The sequence below is a fragment of the Paenibacillus sp. BAC0078 genome (assembly GCF_054483875.1).
On record NZ_JBTLRW010000014.1, the window covers coordinates 65937 to 91897 of the forward strand.

Annotated in this window: 17 protein-coding genes; 9 read left to right on the forward strand and 8 right to left on the reverse strand. The window is 48.9% G+C overall.

All coding sequences use genetic code 11. The features are described 5' to 3' along the window. Positions 1–27 precede the first annotated feature (27 nt). Both ACX1DY_RS22505 and ACX1DY_RS22510 read left to right on the forward strand, forming a co-directional pair. Entirely contained in the window at positions 28–1884 is a 1857-nt protein-coding gene (locus tag ACX1DY_RS22505) for a cache domain-containing sensor histidine kinase (protein ID WP_458966431.1), read from the forward strand. Then, positions 1859–3478: a response regulator gene (locus ACX1DY_RS22510; RefSeq protein ID WP_458966432.1), complete on the forward strand. Its 1620-nt coding sequence runs from the start codon at positions 1859–1861 to the stop codon at positions 3476–3478. Before ACX1DY_RS22505 ends, ACX1DY_RS22510 begins: the two co-directional genes overlap by 26 nt. 26 nt (positions 3479–3504) lie before the next feature. Here ACX1DY_RS22510 and ACX1DY_RS22515 read toward each other — a convergent pair whose 3' ends face one another. The 5 genes from ACX1DY_RS22515 to ACX1DY_RS22535 form a co-directional block, all read right to left on the reverse strand. Next, positions 3505–4227, reverse strand: coding sequence for a protein-glutamine gamma-glutamyltransferase (locus ACX1DY_RS22515; protein ID WP_458966433.1), 723 nt, complete (start codon positions 4225–4227; stop codon positions 3505–3507). Between the two features lie 89 nt (positions 4228–4316). After that, the gene (locus ACX1DY_RS22520) at positions 4317–5570 is read right to left on the reverse strand and encodes a PucR family transcriptional regulator (protein ID WP_458966434.1); all 1254 of its coding nucleotides are present in this window, start codon (positions 5568–5570) and stop codon (positions 4317–4319) included. A 986-nt stretch (positions 5571–6556) separates the two neighbouring features. Continuing rightward, positions 6557–6949: a hypothetical protein gene (locus tag ACX1DY_RS22525; protein ID WP_458966435.1), complete on the reverse strand. Its 393-nt coding sequence runs from the start codon at positions 6947–6949 to the stop codon at positions 6557–6559. 215 nt (positions 6950–7164) lie between these two features. After that, positions 7165–7869: an SMI1/KNR4 family protein gene (locus ACX1DY_RS22530; protein ID WP_458966436.1), complete on the reverse strand. Its 705-nt coding sequence runs from the start codon at positions 7867–7869 to the stop codon at positions 7165–7167. Positions 7870–7896: 27 nt separating this feature from the next. Then, positions 7897–11949: an HNH endonuclease gene (locus tag ACX1DY_RS22535; protein WP_458966437.1), complete on the reverse strand. Its 4053-nt coding sequence runs from the start codon at positions 11947–11949 to the stop codon at positions 7897–7899. 193 nt (positions 11950–12142) lie between these two features. Between ACX1DY_RS22535 and ACX1DY_RS22540 the strand changes: the two genes are divergently transcribed. Both ACX1DY_RS22540 and ACX1DY_RS22545 read left to right on the forward strand, forming a co-directional pair. Then, positions 12143–13543 (forward strand): helix-turn-helix domain-containing protein, encoded by a 1401-nt coding sequence (locus ACX1DY_RS22540; RefSeq protein WP_458966438.1) that lies wholly within the window; start codon positions 12143–12145, stop codon positions 13541–13543. 244 nt (positions 13544–13787) lie between these two features. Beyond that, complete coding sequence (locus ACX1DY_RS22545; RefSeq protein ID WP_458966439.1) at positions 13788–15185, forward strand: helix-turn-helix domain-containing protein; 1398 nt, start codon at positions 13788–13790, stop codon at positions 15183–15185. Positions 15186–15545: 360 nt separating this feature from the next. Here the strand turns inward: ACX1DY_RS22545 and ald are convergent, their stop codons facing one another. Then, complete coding sequence (gene ald, locus ACX1DY_RS22550; RefSeq protein ID WP_458966440.1) at positions 15546–16679, reverse strand: alanine dehydrogenase; 1134 nt, start codon at positions 16677–16679, stop codon at positions 15546–15548. Between the two features lie 317 nt (positions 16680–16996). Further along, the gene (locus ACX1DY_RS22555; protein WP_458966441.1) at positions 16997–18223 is read right to left on the reverse strand and encodes an allantoate amidohydrolase; all 1227 of its coding nucleotides are present in this window, start codon (positions 18221–18223) and stop codon (positions 16997–16999) included. Positions 18224–18426: 203 nt separating this feature from the next. Here ACX1DY_RS22555 and ACX1DY_RS22560 point away from each other — a divergent pair, with 203 nt between their 5' ends. Beyond that, the gene (locus ACX1DY_RS22560; protein ID WP_458966442.1) at positions 18427–19296 is read left to right on the forward strand and encodes an aldose 1-epimerase family protein; all 870 of its coding nucleotides are present in this window, start codon (positions 18427–18429) and stop codon (positions 19294–19296) included. Positions 19297–19386: 90 nt separating this feature from the next. Here the strand turns inward: ACX1DY_RS22560 and ACX1DY_RS22565 are convergent, their stop codons facing one another. Continuing rightward, the gene (locus tag ACX1DY_RS22565) at positions 19387–20556 is read right to left on the reverse strand and encodes a hypothetical protein (protein ID WP_458966443.1); all 1170 of its coding nucleotides are present in this window, start codon (positions 20554–20556) and stop codon (positions 19387–19389) included. A gap of 283 nt (positions 20557–20839) precedes the next feature. Here ACX1DY_RS22565 and ACX1DY_RS22570 point away from each other — a divergent pair, with 283 nt between their 5' ends. The 4 genes from ACX1DY_RS22570 to ACX1DY_RS22585 are packed head-to-tail and all read left to right on the forward strand — an operon-like array spanning position 20840 to position 25486. Continuing rightward, a complete protein-coding gene (locus tag ACX1DY_RS22570) occupies positions 20840–21745 on the forward strand; it encodes a glycosyltransferase family A protein (protein ID WP_458966444.1) in 906 nt (301 codons plus the stop codon). Between the two features lie 30 nt (positions 21746–21775). Further along, complete coding sequence (locus tag ACX1DY_RS22575; protein WP_458966445.1) at positions 21776–22831, forward strand: glycosyltransferase family 2 protein; 1056 nt, start codon at positions 21776–21778, stop codon at positions 22829–22831. Continuing rightward, positions 22828–23961, forward strand: coding sequence for a polysaccharide pyruvyl transferase family protein (locus ACX1DY_RS22580; RefSeq protein ID WP_458966446.1), 1134 nt, complete (start codon positions 22828–22830; stop codon positions 23959–23961). The genes ACX1DY_RS22575 and ACX1DY_RS22580 overlap by 4 nt, the downstream gene beginning before the upstream one ends. Then, a complete protein-coding gene (locus tag ACX1DY_RS22585; protein WP_458966447.1) occupies positions 23951–25486 on the forward strand; it encodes a lipopolysaccharide biosynthesis protein in 1536 nt (511 codons plus the stop codon). The genes ACX1DY_RS22580 and ACX1DY_RS22585 overlap by 11 nt, the downstream gene beginning before the upstream one ends. Positions 25487–25961: the final 475 nt, after the last annotated feature.

The following is a 25961-nucleotide window of genomic DNA, read 5'->3' on the forward strand; positions in this document are numbered from 1 at the left end:
TTATCCGCAGAGCTAAAGGGGGTTCAGATGAAGAAATGGTTTGATACGCTATCCAGAACCCTTTTCCTGTACAATTTCAGTATCCGCAGCCGCCTGATCCTCTACTTCCTGTTCCTTGTCCTTCTCCCAACTACAATCATCTCCATTACGGTATATAACAAATCCACGGACATTATCACCCGAAACGTCAACACATCCATCGAAAATAACCTAAACCTGATTCAGGACAATCTGGCTCAGCGGTTTGCCGCAGCTGACAATTCCATGATCGCCCTGTATCTCAATAGCGAATTTGCCGATCTCATCTCCTCCAACCGCCCTACGGACAGTACGGGGATCATTAATGAGCTGGCCGCACTGAACAAACTCCTGGAGAACTTCCCCGGGAGCGGTACACCCGGAAGCAGCTTCGTACCTATGCTCTATATGCTGAACCGCCCGGAATATACGCAATATAATTTCTCCAGACGGGTCTTCAATCTTGACCTTATTTCGCTGAAGCCGTGGTATCTCAGCATTCCGCCCAGGTCCGATTTCACTGTGGTCGGACTCAGCTCGCTGGACTCGAAGTTCACGCTCAAATTTGCAAAACGCCTATTCGGCATCCGCCATGCCCAGTTGCCCTACGTCGGGCTGCTTACCATCGACATTCCGGTGACGGAATTCGACAATCTTCTGGAGCATTACAAACCTACGGCAGGCAGCCGAATTTATATCGCAGACCAGACCGGAACCATCGCGATCAGCCCGGACACGGGACTGGTCGGCCAGAACATCAGCACACAGGAGTACTACAGCCACATGAAGTCCACTGCCGATGGCAGAAGCGGCCTCCATTCCTTCCGCCAGGTCATTCAGGGCGAGAACATGCTGGTCTCCTACACCAAGATACCGGATACCGGTTGGACGATTCTGTCCTTTTCCCCTGTGAGCGAGCTTAACGGGGAACTGGCCTCGTTCCAGCGTGTGATGTATATCGCCATCGGCATCTGCATGCTGATCTCGCTCATGATGGCCCTGCTGCTGTCGGAGAATATTTCGGCGCCTATCCGCAAATTCATCCAGTCGATGTCGCATGCCGAAAGCGGGAATTTCAACATTATAATCCGCTACCGGCGCAAGGACGAATTCTCCTATTTGTTCAACCGCTACAATAAGCTGCTGCAGCAAATCAAAGCACTGATTGATAAGCTCTACGTCACGGAGCTGCGCAAAAAAGAAGCCGAGCTCAAAACGCTCCAGGCCCAAATCAATCCGCATTTTCTCTACAATACACTGGATTCCATCAACTGGATCGCAATCAATCACGATATTCCTGAGATCAGCCATATGGTCACCTCGCTGTCCGACTTCTTCAGATACAGCCTGAGCAAAGGGCGGAATATCATTCCGCTCCGCGACGAGCTGCGCCAGGTGGACAGTTATCTGCAAATCCAGCAGTTCCGCTTCCAGGATAAGCTGGAATATGAGCTGGAGGAGACCGACCCCCGGCTGCTGGAGGAATGCCTTGTGGTGAAGCTGAGCCTGCAGCCGCTGGTGGAGAATGCGCTTATCCACGGCATCCAGAAGCGGCGGGGCAAAGGTAAAATCCGCATCCGCGTGGAATGCTCGCAAGAAATTCTCAGCATTTCGGTATTCGATGATGGGGTGGGCGCAGATCCCGAGCGGCTGAACCTGTTGCTTACGGATAAGCAGCAGGGCAAAGAGTCGTACGGCATCCGCAATGTGCATACGAGAATCCAGCAGTTTTTTGGAGAGGCCTACGGCATTCGTTATTATGCCAATGCCGAAGATGGGTGCGGCCTCTTGGCTATAATCCGGTTTCCGGTGGTGACTACATGGGATGAGGTGATGGAAGATGTTGACGATGATCGTGGCAGATGATGAGCCGTTTATCCGCACAAGTCTGATCCGTGTATTTGACTGGCAGGAGGAGTTTGGCATCGAGATCATCGGGGAGGCCGCGGACGGACAGGAAGCCTATGAATTATGTATGGAGCTTAAACCGGACATTCTGTTCACAGATATTATGATGCCTATGCTGGGAGGCCTGGAGGTAGCAGAGAAGCTGAAGGAAGGGAACTGCCCCACCAAGATTATCGTGATCAGCGGGGCACAGGATTTCTCATATGCCCAGAATGCGCTCAAGGTGAATGCCGAGGGATACATCCTGAAGCCGGTCAAATTGCCGGAGCTTCGGGAGGTCTTTCAGGAGGTTGTCGCCCGTATCCGCCAGGAACAAGAGCGCCAGATGAATGTGGAGCAACTGAAAAAGCAGCTTCAGGACAATATCCCGCTGATCCGCGAGAAATTCCTCCAGAACTGGATTGCGGGGATGTACCGGGATGAAAGCGAGCTTAGGGAGAAAATAGCCTATTTTCAGCTCCCCTTCAAGCAAGGCGACATCTTGACGGCAGGTGTACTTCAGCTCGATGATTACCGGAGCGCAGTTGACAAATTCTCGGAGGAACACAAGCAACTGCTGTATTTCGCCATCCAGAATATGATCACCGAATGCCTCGGGAACCCTCCCGGCGGAATCTGCTTCATCGGCGGCGAGAATGAGTTTATTCTGATCTTCCGCGCGGACGAACCCGCTTCTCCCGGCACTAGCGCCATCTCAAGTCTCTGCGAAAAGATCACGAAGAGCATTAAGACATATCTGCGGCTGGACGCCTCCATCGGCATCGGCAGAGCCTGCCCCCGCATGAGCGAAATGGAGGACTCCTATAAGGATGCGCTGGCCGCGCTGGTGTACACCTTTTATACCGGCCATGCTTCCATTCTCTATATCAAGGATATACAGCCCGAGACGGGGACGCTGCAAAGCACTTTTTTCTACAAATTTCACGCCCGGCTGATGAATGAGCTGAAGGCAGGCCATACCGGCCAGGTCCTGGAGCTGCTGGAGCGACTGTTCGACCGGCTGGCCGCCCCCAAGCTGCAGATCGGCTATGTGCAGAGCATCTGCGCTGAGATTATTTTCACCTCGGCAAGAACCCTGTATGAGCTGGATGAGGATATCGAGGAGGTGCTGGAGGACCGGACCATCATCATGGATGCGCTGTACGGGCAGAAGAATATCTCCGGGCTTAAGGCTTATATGCTGTCTCTTTTTAATGATCTCTCTACCTATGTGGCAGGTAAAAACACGAACAAGAACAGCCGCACCATCAGCAGAATCAGAGCTATCATCCAGGAGGGCTATGCCCAGGAGCTGTCCATCGCACGGATCGCCGAGGAGGTGTATCTGACCCCCAACTACATCAGTCTTATTTTCAAAAAAGAAACCGGCGAAACCATCACCGACTATATCACCAAGATCCGCATCGGCAAAGCCAAAGAGCTGCTGCAGACCACAGATTTGAAGGTCATGGAGATTGCCGAGCGCGTCGGCTACGAGAATCCCCACTATTTCAGCACCGTGTTCAAAAAGACCGTCGGTATGCATCCGCTCAAATACCGCTCCGGCAAGTAAGTAGAAACGGCTGGCCGTTAACGCCGCTACTTAATGATGTAGGAATTGACGCCAATTCTGGAGAATATGGTGTTCCGTGCACCGCTGCCCCCCTTAGGGTACAGTACAGATCGGCTGGACAGTGTCTGCAAATAAGCAAAATCAGGATGGAGCGCTTCATCGGTCAGATAAGCCGAAGTCCGGCTACCCGGAACTCTTTCGCGGTTAAGCGAAGCAATCATGCCTTGCGCGCTTTTAATTCCCAGCCCGTGCCCGTAGTAGCTGTCAGGGCCGAGCAACACGGCATTTTCGCCCTGCCATTCCGGCTTGTCGGGGTCATGATCCGGGTTCTTGAAGTATACGATATCTCCCGGCAGCATCTCGGATTGGCTGAAGGTGGTGATCAGCCGCAGATTGTTGTCATAATTCCAGTCCCACAGGAACAAGTCGGTGAAGTACCGGTCGAACGCCTCTTCCCCAATCATATCAATCGTCGCTTTGTAAAGAATCATGACCATCGCCATAGCACATTCGAAGGCATACAGCTTGCCGTTCACAAAAATATCCTTGATTGCCGCTGAAGGTGTGACATCATCCCTTAACTGGAAGCCCCCATTAGCGGTACGAATCCAATATCTCGGATTGCAGCGCGAGTTCTTAAACGTGGAGAACTCTGTGCCGCCGACATTCATCGCTTTGGCAGTCTGAACGATCCGTTCCCTCATAGTCTGCTCAAATCCCGAATTGGGGTTACCATATCCATAGGCCACTAATCATTTCCCCTTCCATTATTTCTTCACAATAGTTAGGTTATTGTACGTGTCGGGCCTCCGGTTGGTGCGAAGCAGTTTTCGTAAAATCATCCCTCCTGAAACCAGCGGTTGACCTGAGCGGTCTCCTCCGTCAGAATGTCGAGATAGATCGAGGTGCGGTAATCGGTTTCCTTGAGGCTTTTGCCCGTAATCTCGGCAATCCGGTTCAGCCGGTACATCAGGGTATTGGTGTGGATGTGCAGAAAAGCGGCGGACTCCTTGAGATTGCCGTTCAGCGTCAAATAGACGGCGATGGTTTTGAGAAAATCGCTTTTGTGCTCGCGGTCATGCTCCTTCAGCGGATAGAGCAGCGAGCTGCGGCGCGTCCGGCTGCGCTTCTGCTCCATAATGGCCGGGATGTAGGCCCAAAAGCCGATTTCCTCATACAGCAGCAGATGGCGGGCATGATAGGGCAGCAGCTTCTTGATCTCCAGAATCGAGAGCGCTTCGCGGTATGCAGCCGCCGCCGAGGTGTACTCCCGGTAGCCCGGACTGCAGCCCGCAGTAAGCCGGCAGCCTTCACTTGAGTCCATCTGCTGAATCAGCTTACGCACAAATGAAGACAGCAGCTCCGTTCCCTCCACCGGAAACAGGAAGGAAAACAATATAATCAGCCGGTTATGCTCGGCGGTCACAAACAACAGCCGCTGCCCGGCATTCACCTCCATAGTCTGGCGGAACCTCTGCATGAAACGGTCGTCGATGCTTTTATCACTCTCCAGCACCCCAATATAATAGCTCTCCGGCAGCAGAATCGAGAGCACCTCCGCCTCCTGGCGGATACGCAGCTCTGTTTCATAGTGGGAGGTCAGCAGCTTCCAGAAGAAATCCTCATGCGTCTTCTCCTGCTTGGTCTTCCAGCCGCGCTGCTTCAACAGGTAGCGTCCAACAATTCCCGCCGCCTTCTCAACAATGCGCTCCGCATGCCCCTCGGCAAGATCACCGCTGTCCACAACCCAGATGTAGCCGAGAATCTCCTGCTGATGCCGGATGCACATCGCCAGCCTCGGCCCAAGCCCTACCTCCATCACCGCCGGGATGCGAATCGGGTGAGGGGTGTTCTCAAGCTGCTGCATAACGCCTTTTTTGCGCAGGCCGATAATAACCGTATTCGGCACCCTTTTGCCAATTATCGTGGAGATTCGCGCCGGATCACTCTCGAACTGGTGGGAGCTGTAGCCGATCACATGATGATTGCTGTCCTCAATCGTAACCTGCGCCTGCAGCGATTCGCTGATAGTATCCGCCAGGGACTCCATACTGTCAAAAAAACGATCAAACAATGGCTCTGATTCTGTCACTGTCCCCACCCCAACCCCTGAAGAATGGCCGAAATCTTGTACTGCATAAGCTGGTTTTATTATATCCCGCAGTTTTGCGGCTGACTATAGGATGGGTTGTTCTCTGTTGATTGGAAACAGTGTTCCTAATTCTACCTTGCCCTCAGGTCCTCTTAGTATTTCATTGAATGGATTTTTATGTTAATTTTATTGTAACTTTTCCTATTTCACTACGTCTAATGGGAATAGGAGTAGTTAGTAAGGAGATACATCATTGTGAGGACAGGTCATAATAAGAATTAAATTCAGATGAAAGGATGTTTTCTAGTTGCACAGCAAAAAAGACCAAGTTTCTTTATTTTCTTTAATTTTGGCAATTTTGTTTATTAATTTATTTGCTTCCTATTTAAATTTTTTCTTCAATTCGCAAATATATTGCACTTAGCAAAAAAGCGTACATTATGTACTGTATTTAATCTTTTAGCATTATTGGCGGGCCTCAGCACTTTTTTTGTTATTTTATATTCACCAATGGGGATGTTTAATCGAATTTTCTTTTTTATTTTACAAGCCTCCGTTACTTATGCTGAAGTTATTCAATTAAGAATGAGTTTTAGAAAATAAATACAACCACGTATCATCTCAGGCTAGGACCGTTATAAGTAACCATTCCATTGATTATGTGACATTCACTTATACAAATGAAGCCCTTTCGACTCTTATAAAATCGAAAGGGCTGCTGAACAAAATTTCACAATAATTTCAAATCCAAAAGTGCAAGCAGCAAGTACGGTTTAGTGGACAGAAGGCATCTGTTCAGTCTATTAATATCCAACCGCATCATAAGCTGTGGTAGTGTAGTAGGTCCAATAACTGTTAGTAGGATTGACCACTAACTTTTCCCAAGTAGTCACGGTAACTCTAATTCTTCCATACGTTCCGGAGCTTTCTACGAGCGTATGCAGAATTTCAGATAATCTATTTTCTTCAGTGAAATTAGCGATCTGTTAATCGAAGTCTTTCATATTCATGTCATAGACTTTTCCACCATACGCTACATTAGTCTCATATTTTATTATGATCTCAACAATATCATCGTTGCCTGTCTCCGTAATACTATCGAAATCTATCCTACTTTTATCCCCATCGGCACTCTTGGAGATAATTTCCCGCTGATCCTTATCTAATTTATTGAGTTTTTCTAACTCCGCATCGCTAAGGGTGATCGGTTTCTTGCCATCAAGTTCAAGCTGCTTCAGTTTTTGTTCATCGACTTCTTCGATTGTTCCGTCTGCGAGCAATACCCAAGGATTAACCTCGCCATAAAGACGGATATGTTTCCCCTTGCGCTCCAGCTTGAACTTCTTGAACTTGAACTTCGCAAGAATCTGGTCAAGCAAGCCCTTGATTACGATTGTACTGTTAACTCTTAGCTAAAAAACAAAACCAGCAAACCTCTTCATATTGGAGACTTGCTGGTTTCTATATTCGATCCAAATTGACTTATAACTTTTACTGTTACGTGTTAACAACAATAACTGAATGAGTTTTCGCTTATAATTTATTTCCCCTTCTTTCTTTTGACTCTAATCCTGCCTTGCTCTGCAAAATAACGCTATCCCTCAAATCCAATTACAATCCATTCATCAACATAACTCCAAAAATTAATATTGTATTTGGGTTTCATTTTAGACGACCAAAAAGTAGAATTATTATTGTTACAATTTGTATAATCAATAGCTACATAACTTCCCATACCATTACTAAAGAAACCAAATGATGTTTCTAAATTGATTTGAACAGGCTCTTCTAATTCATCAATAACACTCCATTCTAAATCTTCATCTCCAAGATAGGTTACTGATTCGAGAGGCACTAAGCCCATGGATTCACTAGCAAAATAAAAAAAGCCATTATGAACATTTCCATAAAAACTACGTACTGAAGTTGGTATATGACCCCAAGCCTCTTCTAATTCTTCATTTTTTGTTGTCTCTTTTGGATTCCGTCCCTCATAATACATAATTTTTCCTTTGCTATTCTTAACTGTATACAGAATTGAAAATACATTATCAACTTCTATTAATTCAATATTATCCAGGTAATCATGTAAATAAGAAATTGTATTACGCAACTCACTTCCCACGTACTTAGACCATAAATCTAAAATTAATTCGATTCTCCTTTTGATGTTCGTTTCACTAAATATTTCACGCCATGTAATGGGAATAGCCTCAATATTAATATTATTGATCTCATCTTGAGGAACGATTCGAAGACTGTTGCTGTATTCTTTTAAATACATCAGCTTTTCTTCCATATCAATTATTAGCTCCTTTAATAGGATTTAGTTTTTCTTTTTAGTTCTATTCAGTTCAACAAAATCATCAATTTGTTTTTGCAACTTTCTCTCTAATTCCCTTTCAATTTGAATCATCTTACTTCTAAATTCAGGATTAACCTCAATCTCACCTTTTTTCCCTTTCTTGTAGTGTGTCCACTCTTCAAAAGTTTTTGATTGTTTTGAAGTGTTAGCAGATTTACTTAAACCAATAAAGTTCTCTGTGTTATTTAATACGGCAAGTTTCTGTGCTTCTGTTAGATCTCCAAAGCCTTCCATTCTTGTTATTCTGTCCATGGATACTATGTGATCGGCCTCTATTGCTCCTTTAAATGTTTTTCCAGGAAGAACTTCATCTTTTGTTATTGACTTTTTATCATGGCCTTTATTTACTCTATCTCTTAATTCTTGTGTAGGTGTTTGCTCTCTTAATATGTCATATTCTTCATCAGGAATCCGTCTCTCTCCATAGCGCGGTGATGTTCCAACTTCTTCAGCTTTATCCACAGAATCTATTTTCATTTCCGCTATTTTTTTCCACGGATTGATTTGGCCTAAAAGAAAAATATATTCTCTTTTACGCTCCAGCTTGAACTTTTTGAACTTAAATTTCGCAAGAATCCGGTCAAGCAGGACTTTGAGCTTCTTGACCCCCTTCGTGAACCCTTTTTGCAGGCTCTTGATCACTATTTTGCCGCTCTTGATGATCATGCTGCCACTCTTAGAGGCAAGCTTCGCTCCGGTTTTCAGCAGGCTCTTGATACCCTTGGCTCCTGCTCCAACTACGTTCTTCACACCTTTGGCTGTTGCCGCTGCGCCTTTCTTCACGGCTTGTCCAACCTTCTTGAGACCCTTGCCAAGACCCTTGAAGCCCAGCTCCATCGCCAGCTCCACCAGCCCCATCGCCATTGCTGTTGCCAGCGCGATAGCCGCCGGTTCGATCATCTTTTGCCAGCCTTGGCTCAGGTAGGTGCCGATATAGCCCGAGGCTTCAGCCAGTGTCTTCGCCACGGATACAATCGCCTGTGCGTTCATGGCGGCCATTAGTATTTTCATCAAAATCGGAAGAAAAGTCGCGATCGTTCCGCCTGTGAGCGCTAATCCAGCCGCAACGGCGACCAGTCCCCCTACAATGGCGGCCAAGAGCTGCAATCCATGGGCTTTCATCCATTTTATTACATATGTTTTGATCTGGTCAAACAACATTTTGGCATTGTTTGCCCGCAGCGATACGCCGTCTGCGATTTTGCCGCCGAGGCTTTGGTCCGCTTTTCCGGTATCAAAATCCGCCATAATGCTATCCATCGTATGCGGATCGCTGCTGCCCGGCAGCTGCTTGGTTTCGCCGTCCTTGAGGTTAATGTCCTGGACCAGCTCAGGGTCCATTTCGCCCGCTTCCACCGATTCCATTTCGATATCGTCTGCGGTAAGCTTCTCTTCCGGCTGCGGCTCTCCCGCTTCCTGGGTTTGCTCTGCTCCGCCTTCTGCTGCACCTGCGCCTAGCGGCTTCGAAATATCTACTCCCAGCAGATACTCCCACATCTTGCCTTCCAAGTGGCTGAACGACCGCTTCGCTGCCTTGCCGAGCGCCCCGATCCGTTCCATCACATCAAGGAACACGGTTATGAGAAGGTTGCCTATGGTGGAGATTAATTTGGTGTAGAAGTTCTGCACGACCGCCAAGGCCTGATCCACTTTGGTAGCCAGGAAGTCCATGACCTGGGTGACTTTCGTTTTGAGCTTTTGCGCGAGCTGGTTGACAGCTTTGACGGCTTTGTTTACGACACCGTCAATTTTGCTGCAGATTTTGGCCGCGATGCCCGGGAATTTGGCGAACACCACGGAGACCAGCTTTTTGAGCAGCGTGCCTAGGCCTTTGATCAGGCTGGTGATCAGCTTGCGGCCCAGCTCGATGATGCCCAGCACGGCTTGTTTGGCTTTTTCAAAAATAAACTTAACCGCTTTTCTCAGACCCTCGAAAATGAAGTTAACGGCTTTCTTGACAACTTCGACGACAGCTTCGAGCTTGTCTTTCACCCAGCCGAGGAAGCCGCCTTTTTTCTCTTCTTTGGCTTTTTCCTCTTTATGTTTGCCGTCGGCTTCTTTTTTGGCTTTGCTGTAGGCAGTCGTGGCTTCCTGCTCGGCTTCGGACTGACGTTTCTTCGCTTCGCGTTCTTTTTCGGTACGCACGGTGTTAATTTCGCTTTTCTTCTGCTGGGCTGCAGCTCCGGCTTGTCCGGCATAGTCGGCTTCGGCGGCATCAAGTTCTTGTTTCCACTCGCCGCGCAGAGCATTCACTTCGGCTTTGGCTCCGGCCTGCTGGCTGAGCTGCTGCTCCTTGGCTTCGGCTTCGGCCTTCTGGATTTGGGATTGGCTGTCTGCTTTCGAGAGCGTAACCTTGCTATCGAATTTTTCTTTTTCCTTGCTGTATTCGGCCTGCTTGGCCCCGAGCTGCTTGTTCATCTCCGGGGCCAGCGACTTGTTAAGGCCTGCGGTCATTTCTCCCGGGATTGCTAAACCTGGCAGCTTTTTGGCAGCGGGAGTGTTACCGCCTTGCAGCTCTGCGCCAGCCTTCAGGGTCGAGCCATCCGGTTCGGGGAAGATGTCATTCTCACCGAACGGGGTGTTGATCTGACCCATCTCCGCTTGCTTCGCTGCGCCTACTTGCTGGGAGGCTTCCCGACCAAAGCCCTCCACTTGGGAAGGGTCGGCTTCGCCGGTCATGCTGATGCCTGGAGGCTGGGCAGCGGCAGAGCGGATTTCACTCATAATGGCTTCGGGATTTCCCTCTGAGCCGGAAGAGCCGATGTTCATCCGTTCCAGGTTCCCCGGAGCGGCTCCCCCAGACTTTTCGCTCTTATAGCCCTCTGGAGCAGCATGCTTCAGCGCCACCGGCTTCCTCCGGGCTTGCAGCACTTTCCCTTTCAGTCCGGTCGGTGCGGGAATGACCGGGAGGGACTGCTTCGCCTTTTGCTTCTGCTTTGCAAAAGCTCCTGCGGAAACGTCAACCGCCTGGGCATAGGCATCCCCCATCTGCGTAGGCTGAACATGGGTCAGCTGGTCCAGAATCTGTCCCGGATCTTCGCCGCGGATGTTGACCTTCTTGGCTTTGGATGGGGCTTCCTTGTCGTCTCCGGCTATGGCGCCGAGGGCAGCTCCAAGTGAAGGCTCTTTTGACTCGGCTTTTTCGGCTTTTTCCGGGGCACCCTTGCTGCCCTTGCGAGCCTTGGTTACCTTTGCGTCCTGGGGTTCCTTACTGCCTTTCCCCCCTTCAGCTTCCTTCACTTCCTCGCTGCCCTTGGCATCCTCGCCAGCCTTGTCGTCCGCTAGCTGCGAATCGGCCGACTCTGCCGCCGATTCTTTCCCGCTGCCTTCCGGACTCGAAGCGGCTTTCGCTTCTTTCTTTTGCTGAGCCGCTACTTTACCCTCTCCAGCAGCCGAAGGCCCAGTGCCTCCTACACTGCCAGGTGAGGTTTTTCCGGTTACAGAGCTTTCCAGCAGATTCTTCTTTAGAAAGCCTTTGATTCTGTCACTGGTCTTCACCTTCTGATTCAGCTGCGGCTCAGTAGCACCGCTCTGTTTCACCGCCGCCCTTTCTACACTCTGCTCCTGCGGCTGCGGCTCACTCGCCCGCTGCTCCACCTTAACCACTGATTCTTCTTCTACCAGTGCAGATTGTTCAGGTTCGGTTTGTGCAGTTTGAGCCGTCTCTCCCCCTTGAACCTCCTGAACCTCTTGCCCCTCACCAGCCTTCGCCTGACCTCCCGGCTCCTTTCCTTCCAGCTTTCCGCCTGCCTCGTCCTTCTTTTCCTCTTTTTTACCTTTCTTGTTCAGTTCAGATAACAATTGAACGGCGGCGCGGTTGCCCAGGGTGCGCTTGAGCGCCATCTGATCCTCCCGTGTCAACGAAGCCGGATTCTTGCGGATACGCCGGATTATTTCCACCGGGTCTGGCTGCCGCGCAGCCGCTGGTTTCGTATACGTCGGCTCATAGCTGTATGGTTTATGGTGAACGGAAGCCTGTTCCTTTTCCTTGCTCACCTTTACCTGAGTCTGCAAGCTGAGTCCCTCCTCTGTAAAAATCAGTCCTATAGAAGATGTAAATTCTATAGGGGTTTTTACAGCCGGGATGATTAGTAAATCTATTCACTGTTTATTCCAACCACACTATTGATCGTTGGTATATTATAGAATAATATTACATCTATACAGCAAAATTATAATTTTTGGAATTCAGTTAGGTGGTGTATTCATGGTCCCTACTACAGCCACGATTCGCGATTCATTGGCGATGTATCTGTCGCAGGAGGGGATGTCCATTCATCAATTTGCCGGACAAGCCGGAATTAATTCAGGTACGCTCAACCGGGTGCTTAAAGGTCAGCAGCCGATTGCCATGAACCATTTGGAGCGGATCACCAAGGGGATGGGGCTGCCGGAAGACCATTTCTACAGCTTATACGTGGACGAATGCTTCTATCATTCGGCACCAACCTGGCGGCGATTACGGCCGTTTCTATTGCGTTCCGCAGAACTGGGCCGCCTCGATTGCGTTGAACAGGTCGTTCAGAACCTGCTGGAGAATCTGATCTATGTACCGATGCTGTTCGAAGTGGCTGAAGGGCTGTTCCGGGAGGGGCTGTGGCAGGCTGCGGCGTTATTATATAAGAATGTGAGCGCCAGTGAGAAATATCAGAATTCCGAACGGCTGGCGGTATGTCAGTTCCGTCTGTTTCGGATTGCCCTTGGGGACGACCAGACCCAGAATTTGCAGGCTGCACTCCTCTTTGAGTGTTATCTGGACCGGCTGGATGAAGCGGATCAGTTGGATGGATTGAGACATCTGGCTCATGTCTACTTTTCCTTACATAAATGGGACAAGGTAGACGAACTGGCACAGGAGATGCTTCGGCTGGCGACCCTTCGCTATAATCTTCAGCGGAATTCGAAGCGGAGACCGGATCATGAGAAAGTGCCTGAGAAGCCGCTCTACCACTACATCCTATATTCACATCTAATACGTGCGAGTGTCTGCGAGGAGTATAAGGATTACAAGTCGGCGTTGAAATTCGTAGCTCTCTATATGGATGCAAGCTGGATACAAGAAGACGATGAAAATGCCAAGCGAACTGTAGCCCAGTTCCAGGAGTGGGGTACTGCAAACGCGTTGCAATATCGTGTAATGTCAGGTCAGCATGAAGCGTTGTCTGAGTATGTTGAGTATATCTTTCCCCGGACAAATGAGATATTTATAGCTTTATACAATATCATCATATCGGCAAACCTCTATGACTGGAATATAGATCACATTCTGGATCGGTTTTCCGCCTATATTCCCTATCGAACAAATTTCACAGAATTTGGTGAGTACGACCGGCAAATTCTGTTGGATCAGTACGCCAGATTTCTTGCTGAATTAGCAATTTATTATATACATAATAAGCATAATGAAGGAATCAGCCTCATTATGCAAATCTTCACATCTTCCCCTATAATTAATATTAACGAAAACATTATGAACAAATGTGTTGATCTACTTGAACAACATTTAATCAACAGATTACTGCAGGCTAATACGCCAGATTCCTTACCGAACTGGCAAACAACCACTCACATCATTAATTCAATAAGGGGATTAGTCAAAACTGTATAAGCAACCTAATGCAGTCACATCACGACCTCGATCCACAGACCAACCAGCGGTGTTCCCGATATACCGGTTGGGTCCCCGACAAAAGAACATTAATCCCCTAAACAGAATCATACGCAAATAACAACCGCTACCCAGTTCACTGTTTCTACTAAACTTGAACTATTGACCATTGGAATATTATAACATAATATTACATCTATAAAACAAAACCATAATTCTTGGTATTCAGTTAGGTGGTGTCTACATGGTCCCTACTACAGCTACGATTCGCGATTCATTGGCAATGCATCTGTCGCAGCAGGGGATGTCCATTAATCAATTTTCCGGACAATCCGGAATTAATTCAGGAACGCTCAGCCGGATACTTAGCGGTCAGCAGCCGATTGCCATGAACCATCTGGAGCGGATAACCAAGGGGATGGGGCTGCCCGAGGACCATTTCTACAGCTTATACGTGGACGAATGCTTCTATTATTCGTCACCAACTTGGCGGCGGTTACGGCCGTTTCTTTTGCGTTCAGCAGAGCTGGGCCGCCTCGATTGCGTTGAACAGGTCGTTCAAAATCTGCTTGAGAATTTGACCTATGCCCCCATGCTGTTCGAAGTGGCTGAAGGGCTGTTTCAGGACGGGCAATGGCAGGCTGCGGCGTTATTATATAAGAATGTGAGCGCCAGTGAGAAATATCAGAATTCCGAACGGCTGGCGGTATGTCAGTTCCGTTTGTTTCGGATCTCCCTGGGCGACGACCAAACCCAGAATTTGCAGGCAGCCCTTCTCTTTGAGTGTTATCTGGACCGGCTCGATGAAGCGGATCAGTTGGATGGACTGAATCATCTGATCAATGTTTATTATTCCCTGCACAAGTGGCATAAAGTGGACGAACTGGCACAGGAATTGCTACGGCTAGCTACTCTCCGCTATAATCTTGAACAGAAATCTAACCGCAAGCAGAGCAGTGAGAAGAATCCAGAGAAACCGCTCTACCGCTATATCCTATATTCTCATCTAATGCGTGCAAGTGTCTGCGAGGAGTATCAGGATTACAAGTCGGCATTGAAATTCGTGGCCCTCCATATGGATGCAAGCTGGATACTAGAAGACGATGAAAATGCAAAGAGAACTGTAGCTCAGTATCAGGAGTGGGGTACTGCAAACACCATGCTCTATCGTGTCATGTCGGGTCAGCTTGAAGCTCTTACTGAATATGTGGAATATGTATCTTCCCGAAAAGATGAGATATTCGTGGCTTTATATAATATCATCAAATCGGCTAACAACTATAATTGGAATGTCGATCATATTCTGGAACGGTTTGCTGCCTATATCCCTTATCGGACAAATTTCACAGAATTTGGTCAATACAATAAGCAGATTGTAGCAGACCAATACGCCCGCTTTCTTGTCGAACTGGCAGCCTATCATTTACATAATAATCGTAATGAAGGGATTATCTTCATACTACAAAGTTTGGAATCATCTGCTAGAATCAATAACGAAAGTAATGTTATCAAATGTGTCGATCTGTTTGAACAATATCGGCATCAAGCAAATGAAGAAGAGAAAGAACAGTACAAACTTCTGATCAGAGAGGTGCAGAACACAAATGAAAAGAAAACTTATCACGCTTCTAGCTTCGTGTAGCCTGGCTATCGCAATTATTGTACCTGTGGCAACCGTCCAACCTGTAACAGACGGAAATACTCAAATGTTAATTCAAGTTATGGGACACGGTGCAGGTGGTGACTGAATCTTTACCGTGCAGCAATGGATTGATTTCAAGTCCTTTCATTGCCCTTCGTTTTCATTGAAATTCGCAAACCAACCAAACGACGTTCCCGGTATACCGGGAGCGTCTTTCTTTTTATGCAGCTCTTATCCCCAAAGTTATGCACATATTATCCACAACAGAGGGAAATATAACTCCCTTAAAACACAAAAACAGCCCAGCGATTACTCGCCGGACTGCCATTTCCCCTGCTATTCTTCATTTGCTTCTTTGCTTTAGATCAGTGAGAACTCCCGCTCGAATGCTTGCTCTACCGCAAAGTACTCTTCCCCAAGTGCCTCTGCCACGGCTTTGCAGGTGATTTTGCCACCCGCTACGTTAACGCCGCTCTTGAGGCCGGCATCCTCTTTAATCGCCTTGAACACACCTTTATTGGCAATTTGCATCGCATATGGAACGGTAACATTGGTTAACGCGATGGTCGAGGTTTTGGCTACAGCACCCGGCATATTGGCTACCGAGTAATGAAGTACGCCATACTTCTCGAACACCGGATTGTCATGTGTCGTTACCCGGTCAATCGTTTCAACAATTCCGCCCTGGTCAATCGCCACATCTACAATTACGGAGCCGGGTTTCATCGTTTTGACCATTGCTTCGGTCACCAGCTTCGGCGCTTTCGCACCCGGGATCAGCACTGCGCCCACTAGCAGGTCAGCTTCGGCAACAGCTTTGGCAATGTTGTAGGGATTGGAGATCAGGGTATTAATCTGTGCGCCAAAAATATCATCAAGCTGGCGGAGTCTATCCGCGCTCAGGTCAACAATTGTCACTTCCGCCCCGAGGCCGATAGCCATCTTCGCTGCATTGGTGCCGACTACACCGCCGCCGATAATGCTGACCTTGCCTCTGCTGACGCCGGGTACACCGGAGAGCAGAATGCCTTGGCCGCCATAGTTCTTTTGCAGGAATTGCGCACCGAGCTGCACAGACATCCGTCCGGCCACTTCGCTCATTGGTGTTAACAGCGGCAGTGTGCGTTCATGGACAACCGTTTCATAGCCGATGGCGAACACGCCTTTATTTTTCAATGCTGTAGCAAGGGCTGGCTCTGGAGCCAGATGCAGATAAGTGAAGAGGATCAGGCCGGGACGGAAGTAGCCATATTCGCTTTCCAGCGGTTCTTTCACCTTCATGACCATTTCAGCGGCGGCCCATACGGCTGCTGCTTCGGCAATCAGCTCTGCTCCGGCGGCGGCATACTCTTCATTCAGGAATCCGCTGCCTACTCCGGCTCCGGCTTCCACCAGCAATTTATGTCCTTCGGCTACAAGGCTTACAACTCCGGCTGGTGTGATGGCAACACGGTTTTCGTTGTTTTTAATTTCCTTGGGTACTCCAATGATCATTGTTATCGCTCCCGTCTTGTAGATTTCCCTTATGTAAAGAATGATAACATATGAATCCCTTTTGCATTTTGGTGAAAAAGAAAAACTTTATCTGCCATGATTGTGTTTTAACACAATGGAGAAGGAGCAAACTCTAAGATTAGGCGCGTAAAGTATTGGTATATCTAACAATTACACAATCAGCCACGCCAAAAAAAGACACCGTCGCCGGTGTCTCTCCTTCAAAAGCCAATTAATGAGGTTACGGGACTGCTGCCGCACCCTTGCGGAACAAACGCCCTCTTTTCAAACATATACGTTATGTTTCATGACAAAAACTACTTAAAGAGCACCGAAAGCACGGTTTCCAATACAACATTAACACCTTGCTCACATTGCTCGTAAGAGGTCAATTCTTCTTCGCAATGGCTTTTACCGTTCACGCTGGGCACAAAAATCATGGCCGACGGCAGGAAACTTGCGACGAACTGGGCGTCATGCCCTGCTCCGCTGGCGATTTTTTTGCTGCTGTAGCCCAAATGATGCGCCGCCTGCTCCACGAGTGCGCAGATTTCGGGATCGAACCACACCGTATCGCGGCCCCACAGCTTGGTCTTCGACACCGTACAGCCCTGCAGCTCTTCCGGCAAGCCGTTAATGATCTCTTCCACCGTGCGTACGATGTCCATATCCTTGTGTCTGGCTTCAACGGTAAAAATCACCTTGTTCGGTATGACGGTATGGATGTTAGGCAGCACGTTCATTCTCCCCATCGTATACACCAGTTCAGAGTCCAGCACGCCCAGCTTGCTCCGCAGCTCTGTGATAAGATCGGTTGCGGCGAACAAGGCATCCTTGCGCATATCCATCGGCGTTGTTCCGGCATGGTCGGACTCGCCCGTCACCTCAATCTCATAGCAGGCCATACCCACGACGCAGTCCACCAGGCCGATGCTGAGGTTTTCTTTTTCCAGAACGGGCCCTTGCTCAATGTGCAGCTCCAGATACGCCTTCGCTTCCTTAATCCGGTTCGCCGCATCTCCGGCATATCCGCTGGCCTCCAGCGCTTCCGCAAAGGTCGTCCCATCCGGGTCCTTCTTCTTCAGCATCTCCGCCTTGTCGAACTTGCCCGACAGCACACCTGAGGCCATCATCGAAGGCTCGAACCGCGCGCCCTCCTCATTCGTGAAATTCATCACCGTCACCGGCAGGCGCGGCTTGATGCCATAATCCACCAGTGTCCGCACCACTTCCAGCCCGGCGATCACACCGAGCACTCCGTCGAACCGCCCGCCCTTCTTAACCGTATCCAGGTGCGAGCCGATTACGACCGGCGGTCCCTCTTCCGTCCCCGCAAGTGTGGCATACATCGTCCCCATATCATCGACCTTCACCGACATCCCCAGTTCTTCACAGCATGAGGCAAAATAATTCCGCACCCGCACATCCTGCTCCGTCAGCGACAGTCGGGTCACACCGTTATTGTCTGTACGCCCAAAATCAGCAAAGGCCTCAATCGTATCCTTCAGTCTTCCGCCGTTCACGAATATTTGCTTCAGCTGCATGGCCCTACCCCTCCGCTTCGTGGAATGATTGCTTTCTATATATGTTAAATCATTCTCCGGGATTGTCATTTGACACACTGTAATAATTTTTTGGGTAATTATTCACGTTGTGTTACAACACTTCGCAAGAAGTTTGGTAAAATATGAGCTGTCAGCAGGAAGCCCTGGCTGTACCATACATTGTGAAAGGGGAGTCAATCCTAATGAATACTGTTTTGCGCAGCAGCTCGGCGAAAGCCACGATCAGCACCCTCGGAGCGGAGCTTGTCAGCTTCAAAAGAAAGGAATCAGAATATATCTGGAGCGGGGACGCCGCCTTTTGGACAGGCCGTTCTCCGGTACTGTTCCCCATCATCGGCGCAGCCCGGAATGGAGAGATCAGAGTGCAGGGACAAGCGTATAAGCTTGCCAATCACGGCTTCGCCAGACGCAGCGAATTTACAATCGTTGAAGAGGGCGACTCCCGTGCAGTCTTCCGGCTTACCAGCAGCGAGCACACCCTGTCCAGCTATCCTTTCAAATTCAACCTGTATATTACCTATACACTGAATGACAGCACACTGAAGCTGGACTATCGGGTGGAAAATATTGATGAGCAGCAAATCTACTTTCAGCTCGGCACGCACCCTGCTTTCAATTGCCCGCTGGATGAGAACGGAAGCTTCAGCGATTATGTACTTGAGTTCTCAGCGAACGAAACGCTGGATCGGGAGTTCCTGAATAGTGCCGGACTGCGGATTAGCGGCCAACCGGAGACTGTGCTGAGCGGTGAGCGCATTCTTCCGTTAACCCATGAAATGTTCAAGGACGACGCGCTGGTCTTCCAGAATGTAGCCTCCCGGACGATCACGCTGAAAAGCAAGCTCACCGAAAAAAGCGTCACCGTATCCTTCGACGGATTCCCGGATCTCGGCATCTGGCAGAAGCCGAATGCGCCTTTTTTGTGCATCGAGCCTTGGCACGGCGTGGCTGATTCGGATATTTTCGAGGGCGAGCTTAAGGATAAGGAAGGGGCGATTACACTCGAACCAGGCGCACATTTCGCCAGCTCCCTGACGATTGAGATCGGTTAAAGGCCTGCCAAGTAAGCTATATGCTGAACGACTACCGGCTTTAGCCGGTAGTCTGCATCAGCGATTGAAAGTCACCCAATCTCTCATGAACTACAGTCCCGTCCGCTCAATAATGGTTACAATATCTCGTTCCACTTCAAGATGACATATCCCCTTGCCGAGAACAGAATCTTGATGAGTCCGTTTGTCTCTTGAAGTTAATCTCATATTCCCATCAGGCAAAAAAGAGCAGCTTAAAAAGCGGTCGTCATCCATCCACATAAATCTATCGGGATTCTGAAATGTAACGATATCCTTGCCTGTCTCCAGGTCATATAACGTATTCTGATCCTCCTGATCAACTACAGAATAGTATTTTTTATTGATGTATCTGACAAAGTGAATTCCGTTAAAGCTTATTGTGGCCTTGTTGGAAGTTAACGGATCATATCTTGTTACCGATGTAGTAGAACTATCAAAGTGATTCGTATAATAAACAATTTCATTGGAATCAAAAAAATACCCCGCCTGCGCACGATCATTCCCCCATGAATCCATCACATACAGGCTTAGATCCAAAGAACCTTTTCTAACCGCTTCAATAAAAACGTGATCCTCAACCACAACCATATGCTCATCAGCCAAATCCGTACGATGATTTGCATACCATCTCTCCTTCTCAGCGGACAGATACTGGCCTGTTTTGATCACGATATAGTTCACCAGACCCTTCCGCCAAATCGAGAAAAGTTCCAGGTTACTCAAAAGAGAATCCGGAGCAATGAACAACCATTCTCCTGTGAAAGAATCAACAATATAAAAGTGCCTTATTCTTTCTTGACCTAAATGAAAAGAAATGAAAACATAACGTTCATTTATTCCTACAAAGGTTAACAGATTAAATAAATCAACTGCTGATCCTGTAGTACTCCAATTGAAATTCCGTGTAGAAAAACACACACTTTCTTTTGTCCGGCAATTTAATCTGTGGAGCAATATTTCTGTATTGTCATCACTGTAATTCATATAATACAAGGTGGCGGAGCTTCCATTTCCACTCAATGCAAACACATTTTTCTCTGAAAAATAATAAGGCTCTACAGACACTTTGCTCGAATCATGGAAAAAAACTCCCTTGTAAAAACCATATTCAATGGCATGCTGCTCATCTTTGGATAGATCACGTCTATTATGAAATGCAAATAATCGGGTATCCTCATACAAAAAATCCTGCATGTAGATGTCATACGGATCAAGCCCCTGTAAACGAATAACCTTCACACCTGTTCTCTCCTCTCAACCATGTTACCCTCTGTTTCCCAGAAATCACTATATCATACCTTTAACCCATACCTCCGATACCACGAGACTTAGCGGGGTACGCCTTTTATACGGGAAAAACTCATGTATAGCAAGACTTTGGAGATATAAAACTCACGCCCAACAAGTAAACTAAAGTAGTATATACAACCTTTCTCTGCCAATAGTAAGCTTAAGTTAGCTTATAATCCCAAGTAATAATAATAAAAAAAGAATGGGAGAATTGGATAAGGGAGTGGAGTATATGCAAGGATTGTCAGTGGTTATCTGCACGAGGAATCGGGTACAGGACCTGACACGGTGCATTCATTCTATAACTAATCAGGACATTGGCCGGACAACCTCCATAGAAGTTATTATTATTGATGATGGCGCTATACCCGTTAAAATTCTTGGCGAATTTGAAGCTTTACTGACCGCAAGCGGTTATTCTTTTGTCTATCACCGCAAGACTGACCGGGGATTATGGCTGTCCCGGCTCAAGGCGGTGGAGCTGGCCGCTATGGATAAGATCCTCTTCCTTGACGATGACGTCGAAATCCCCGGGCATTACTTGTCCACCCTTATACAGACCTACCTCGATTACCCAAACTGCGCAGGTGTCGGCGGCATCGCCATCGGGATGAGCAACAGCTTTTTCGGTACAATCCGTTGTCTGCTATCCTTCCAGCAATCCCTTTCGAGCGGCAAGCTCTCTCTGAGCGGACAAGCCGGCTCCATGTACAATTGGCATAAGGCGCGGAAGATCTTCAGGACCGAGTTCCAGCACGGCTGCAATATGTCGTTCAGGAAAGAAGCGATTAAGGATCTCAGACCCGTACCCTGGCTCAAAAGCTACAGCGTCGGCGAAGACATTCTCATGTCGCGTATCGCGCAGAAATCCGGCCCCCTCTACATCAATCCCGAGCTGAAGCTGCTGCACCATGAGTCGCCTGCATCCCGAGACAATCTTGAAGATGTCGCCTATACCCGGGTGCTGAACCATGTGCATCTGCTAAAGGACAAGAAGTCAGGCCCGATCGGTTATCTCGCTCTCATATGGACTACAACCTACCTCATTCTCCGGGAGCAGCCTAAGAAGAATATCGCCGCCATCAGAGGCTACAAAAAAGGGCTGAAAGAAATCTTCTCCAGGCAAACCGCAGGATAATCCATCTCACTTCAGGAAGGGAGTGGCCGCATGAGCTTAAGCATTGTAGTTCCGATGTACAATTTAGAACGGTATGTAACGCCCTTGCTGAATTCACTCCTGGATCAGAGCGAGACACGGTTCGAGCTGATTCTGGTGGATGACGGCTCGACGGACCTTACCGCCCGGGTTGCCGAGGAGATTCTCGCAAACCATCCCATTCTCCAGGCCAAGCTGATCCGCACATCCAATGGCGGGGTCAGCGCCGCAAGAAATACGGGACTGGACGCAGCAAACGGCGACTATGTGCTGTTCCTGGACGGAGACGATTATGCGGACGCGAGCCTGGTACAGCGTGTACGGGAATGTACCTCCGGCGGGGATACGGACATCCTCTGCTGGGGTCATAACCTGGTCCGCGAGGACCGGTCAACAATTGTGAGCTTCACTTCAGCCGCTGCGGATACTACGGGAAGCGAAGCGCTGAAGAATATTTTTGTGCATAAAAGTCTAAGAGTCTGGACTGGCAGCATAGCCTTCAAGAGAAGCTTTCTGCTGGAGAACGGCATCCGCTATACTGAGCGCTGTGTGAACGGAGAGGATCAGGAGTTCATCTATAAAGCTTTGTCCCGGGCCGCCCGGGTGATCACGATCCCCGATGTGCTGTCCTACTACTTGCAGCGGACATCGTCGATCACGGGCACGTACAATGTGAACAAATTCGATGTAGTCGCCGCCTTCAAGCGGGTGGACGAATATTTCCGCGCCCATCCGTTCAGCGAGGTCCAGACGATATCCCATCTGCTGCTGAACCGGGAACTGACGGAGAATTATTTTTACAATCTCAAGACCTGCCTGAACGGCACAAGCGGCATCAGCACCCGCAGGCTGCTTCATGATATTGATCTCGCCTACCCCGGCGTGAACCAGGAAATGCAGCAGATTATGCGGGTGTATCAGGGCGATGACCGGCAGCTCGCTTTTCAGATCAAAGCCTTCTTAATTTCCCCGGACCTGTACGGGCGGCTGATTCATCTGGACAGGAGCTGGCTCGGGTTCAAACACAAGCTCAAAGCCGTGATCAGCAGAAAGGAAATTAAGATATGAAGAAAAAAATGATGATCTACGCATACACGGAATTCAATCTCGGCGATGATCTGTTCATCAAGGTGCTGTGCGAACGTTACCCGGATACCCGGTTCATGCTCATTGCTCCGCGATTATATAAGGATGTCTTCAAGAAGCTCCCCAACCTGACGGTCTATGCTTCGGACTCCGTTCTGTTCAAGGGAATCAACTATTTCTTCCGCAAATTGAAGCTGCACCCAAACTTTATGCAGAAGCTTTTGGTGGATCACGGGGACGGCACCGTCCATGTCGGCGGGTCTATTTTTATGCAGGGCGAGCACTGGGCCGAATATGTGGCGAATAACGAGAGCCTCCGCAATAAAAGCAAACCGTATTATCTGATGGGCGCGAACTTCGGCCCCTTTACCGACAAGGCCTACTATGAGGCGCACCGGCGGATCTTCCGGGAATATACCGACATCTCGTTCAGAGAGCAGTATTCGTATGATTTATTCAAGGATCTGAGCCATGTGCGGATGGCCCCGGATATTATTTTTCAGCTAAAATATTCAAATGCTGCGGAGCCTGCCGCCGAAGACCGGTATATCGCCATTTCGGTAATCAAGCCTTCCGCCAAAGCACAGAGCAGTTTTGACAACCTCTATTATGAAAAAATGAAAGATGTTGCAGTCCATTTCATTCAGCAGGGTTATGCCGTGCATTTCCTGTCGTTCTGCCAGCACGAAGGGGATCAGGAAGCCATCGGACAGATAATGGGGCTTATTCCGGCAGAGCTGCAGCGGAGGACGCAGGTTCATTTTTACAAAACGGATATAGATGAGATTCTTGCGGCGCTGGCGGGTGCAAGCTTCATTGTCGCCTCCCGCTTCCATGCGATGATTCTCGGCTGGGTGTTCGGCAAACCGGTCTTTCCTGTCGCCTACAGCAATAAAATGGTCAATGTCATGCAGGACGCTCATTTCCACGGGCAGTATACAGATTTCGCACATTTGGCCGAGGTTACCCCGGAGCAGGTGTATGCGAGCATGGGTACGAACAGCCTTGATGTAACCTTGCAGGCGAACCAGGCGGAGAAGCATTTCGAGCAACTCGATGCCTATCTGTCACCCACGCCGCTTGTGGAAGGGAGAAGAAGCTATGAAAGCTAAACGGAGCATACTGAACCTGGGCTTTGGGCTCACGAGCCAGGTGATCACGATTATTCTCGGCTTTTTCATCCCCCGGCTGATCATGGTCAACTACGGCTCCGAGGCCAACGGTCTGATTGCGTCCATCGTGCAGATCATCAGCTATTTCGCCCTGCTTGAAGCAGGTGTCGGCGCAGCTTCGCTGCAAGCCCTGTATAAGCCGGTCGCGAAGAACGACCACAAGCATATCAATTCGATTCTCACCGCTACCTCCAGCTACTACAAAAAAACCGGGATTTATTATTTCATCTCGGTCGTGCTGCTGGCAGTCATTTACCCGCTTGTGATCCACTCGGAGATGGGTAAGCTGAGCGTTATGGCGATCATCCTGTTCTCGGGCCTGGGCGGGGCGATCAATTATTATTACCAGGGGAAATTCCGGGTACTGCTGATTGCAGAAGGTAAAAGCTATGTGGAGACCTCTATTGTCACCATCGCAAATATCCTGAACAATGTGGTGCGGATCGTTCTGCTGCTGCAAGGCGTGGACATCATTGCCGTGCAGGCGTCCTTCTTCGTGCTGACCGTCCTGCAGATCGTTGCCTTCCACATCTATGCGAAGCGGAATTATAAGTGGATCGACCTGAGCGAGAAGCCGGATTTTGCCGCCATTGGACAAAAAAATTCGGTTATGGTGCATGAGATTTCCTATCTCATCTTCCGCAACACCGACGTGCTGATCCTGACGATTTTTACGAATCTGAAGGTGGTCAGCATCTATGTTATGTACAATATGATCTTCACTATCGTCGATAACATCGTGCAGACCATCAACGGAAGCGTCAAGTCGGCGTTGGGGCAGAGCTATCATGAGGGCAAAGAGGCTTTTGTCAAACTCTATGATGCATATGAAGTCTATTTCATGGGGCTGATCTTCGCCATTCTGACGGTGGTGTACATTCTGATCCTGCCGTTCATGCGGCTGTATACAGCCGGGGTCAACGACGTGAACTATATCAATTTCTGGCTGCCGGTCCTGTTCGTAGTGATCAAGCTGCTGACCAATGCCCGCACCTCATCCAATAATCTGATTACTATCGCCGGGCACTTCCGCAACACCCAGTTCCGGTCGATTATGGAGTCGGCCATCAACCTGGGGGCTTCGATTATCTTCGTTAATTTATTCGGCATTTACGGCGTGCTGATGGGCACCATTGCCGCGCTGCTATACCGTTCCATCGACATTGTAGTGTACGCCAACCGGGTGCTGCTGGAGCGCAGCTCCTGGGTCACGTTCCGCAGATGGCTGACCAATGTCGCCGTGTTCGCGGCCATTGTCTTCATCACCACAAAGCTTGATCTGAGCATCACCTCCTACACTGGCGTGATTCTCTGGGGCGCGGCGCTCGGCCTGATCATCCTGCCGATCTATTACGCAGTCGGCTCCCTGCTTGAGCGCGAGGCGTTCCTCTACGCCTGGGGTTATGCCAAACGCTTCCGCAGCAAGCTGAAGGCGCGGGGCAAGGTTGCTGCGAGCCAGCCTTGAGCGTCGGGGAAGAAGCTGCGCGTAGCTCGGATATCTGGCGGCTTGGAGGGGCGAACGGATTGGGCGTCTCGGCCAAGTAGGCCGGCTGCTCATTTGCTCGGGCCGTTCGAGTGTCTCGGCCCCTAGTAGCTCAGAGCGCTCGACCATCTTGGTCCAGCAGCCCGGTTACTCGGATCGCTCGACCGTCTCAGCCCGAATTAAGTGGAAAAAGGCCACCTAATTCTCGATTCTTCGTGATAATTGAGTATTTATGTGGAAAAAGTATACCTAATTCTCTTCTTTTCGCCGAAATTCGCTTGATCACGATGATTTAAGTGGAGTTTTTCCACTCCGCATTTATCGACCTCTTGCTCAGAAGAAATTAAGTGGAGAAATTCCCACTAGCACATTAGGCGTAGATAGGTTACTCAAGTAAAACTAACTAAATCTGTACTAAATCGGGAATTTCGGCAAAGTAGGAGCGTAGCTCCATTAA

What these genes read in the sequence shown, in the direction of transcription:
- ACX1DY_RS22555 (WP_458966441.1), bottom strand. Translation starts at nt 18,223, where the DNA reads ATGCAGCTGAAGCAAATATTCGTGAACGGCGGAAGACTGAAGGATACG.
- ACX1DY_RS22585 (WP_458966447.1), top strand. Translation starts at nt 23,951, where the DNA reads ATGAAAGCTAAACGGAGCATACTGAACCTGGGCTTTGGGCTCACGAGC.
- ACX1DY_RS22580 (WP_458966446.1), top strand. Translation starts at nt 22,828, where the DNA reads ATGAAGAAAAAAATGATGATCTACGCATACACGGAATTCAATCTCGGC.
- ACX1DY_RS22575 (WP_458966445.1), top strand. Translation starts at nt 21,776, where the DNA reads ATGAGCTTAAGCATTGTAGTTCCGATGTACAATTTAGAACGGTATGTA.
- ACX1DY_RS22540 (WP_458966438.1), top strand. Translation starts at nt 12,143, where the DNA reads ATGGTCCCTACTACAGCCACGATTCGCGATTCATTGGCGATGTATCTG.
- ACX1DY_RS22510 (WP_458966432.1), top strand. Translation starts at nt 1,859, where the DNA reads ATGTTGACGATGATCGTGGCAGATGATGAGCCGTTTATCCGCACAAGT.
- ACX1DY_RS22570 (WP_458966444.1), top strand. Translation starts at nt 20,840, where the DNA reads ATGCAAGGATTGTCAGTGGTTATCTGCACGAGGAATCGGGTACAGGAC.
- ACX1DY_RS22545 (WP_458966439.1), top strand. Translation starts at nt 13,788, where the DNA reads ATGGTCCCTACTACAGCTACGATTCGCGATTCATTGGCAATGCATCTG.
- ACX1DY_RS22560 (WP_458966442.1), top strand. Translation starts at nt 18,427, where the DNA reads ATGAATACTGTTTTGCGCAGCAGCTCGGCGAAAGCCACGATCAGCACC.
- ald (WP_458966440.1), bottom strand. Translation starts at nt 16,679, where the DNA reads ATGATCATTGGAGTACCCAAGGAAATTAAAAACAACGAAAACCGTGTT.
- ACX1DY_RS22530 (WP_458966436.1), bottom strand. Translation starts at nt 7,869, where the DNA reads ATGGAAGAAAAGCTGATGTATTTAAAAGAATACAGCAACAGTCTTCGA.
- ACX1DY_RS22505 (WP_458966431.1), top strand. Translation starts at nt 28, where the DNA reads ATGAAGAAATGGTTTGATACGCTATCCAGAACCCTTTTCCTGTACAAT.